This is a genomic window from Bartonella sp. MM73XJBT, assembly GCF_028618465.1.
Classification (GTDB): domain Bacteria; phylum Pseudomonadota; class Alphaproteobacteria; order Rhizobiales; family Rhizobiaceae; genus Bartonella.
The window spans coordinates 1-1,178 of sequence record NZ_JAQISY010000111.1 but is presented as its reverse complement, the minus strand read 5'-3'; the positions used below and the strand labels follow the sequence as shown (position 1 = coordinate 1,178).

The window sequence follows — 1,178 nt, the reverse complement described above, 5'->3', positions numbered from 1 at the left end:
ACTTACTCAATGATCTTAGAAACGATACCGGCACCAACAGTACGACCACCTTCACGAATAGCAAAGCGAAGTTTCTCTTCCATAGCAATAGGAACAATCAATGAAACATCCATCGCAACATTATCACCTGGCATAACCATCTCCGTACCTTCTGGTAGCGTCACAATCCCTGTAACATCGGTGGTGCGGAAATAAAACTGAGGACGATAATTCGTGAAAAAGGGAGTATGACGACCACCTTCATCCTTTGTTAAAATGTAGGCCTCTGCTTTAAAACGGGTATGAGGGGTAACCGAACCAGGTTTTGCCAAAACCTGCCCACGCTCAATTCCTTCACGATCAACACCTCGAAGCAGTGCCCCAATATTATCACCTGCTTGACCTTGATCCAAGAGCTTACGGAACATCTCAACACCGGTAACCGTTGTCTTAGAAGTCGGACGAATACCGATAATCTCAATTTCTTCGCCAACCTTAATAACACCACGCTCAACACGACCCGTAACAACCGTTCCACGTCCTGAAATGGAAAAAACATCCTCAATCGGCATCAAAAATGGTTGATCAACAGGACGCTCAGGTGTCGGTATATAATTATCAACTTCACTCATCAAAAGACGTACCGCATCTTCCCCAATGCTTTTATCTTTATCTTCAAGCGCTGCCAATGCAGAACCTTTTACTATCGGTATCTCATCTCCTGGGAAATCGTACTTCGACAACAGCTCACGCACTTCAAGCTCAACAAGCTCTAAAAGCTCTGTATCATCAACCTGATCAACCTTATTGAGAAAAACAACAATTGCTGGAACACCCACTTGCCGTGCCAACAAAATATGCTCACGTGTCTGAGGCATCGGACCATCAGCAGCGGAAACAACCAAAATCGCACCATCCATCTGGGCTGCTCCCGTGATCATGTTTTTCACATAATCCGCGTGTCCAGGGCAATCAACATGCGCATAGTGCCGCTTTTCTGTTTCATATTCAACATGTGCTGTAGAAATGGTAATTCCACGAGCGCGTTCCTCTGGCGCTGCATCAATCTGGTCATAGGCTTTAAATTCACCAAAATATTTCGTAATCGCTGCTGTCAACGAGGTCTTCCCATGATCAACGTGACCAATCGTTCCTATATTAACATGCGGTTTCGTGCGTTCAAACTTGCTCTTTGCCAT

The 1,178-nt window shown here is 45.1% G+C and carries 1 protein-coding gene; it reads right to left on the bottom strand.

Annotated features, from left to right (window positions below; all coding sequences use genetic code 11):
* Nucleotides 1-2: 2 nt before the first annotated feature.
* Nucleotides 3-1,178 (bottom strand): elongation factor Tu (tuf, locus tag PVV69_RS09890; RefSeq protein ID WP_273757360.1); only part of this gene is annotated, 1,176 nt, incomplete at its 5' end.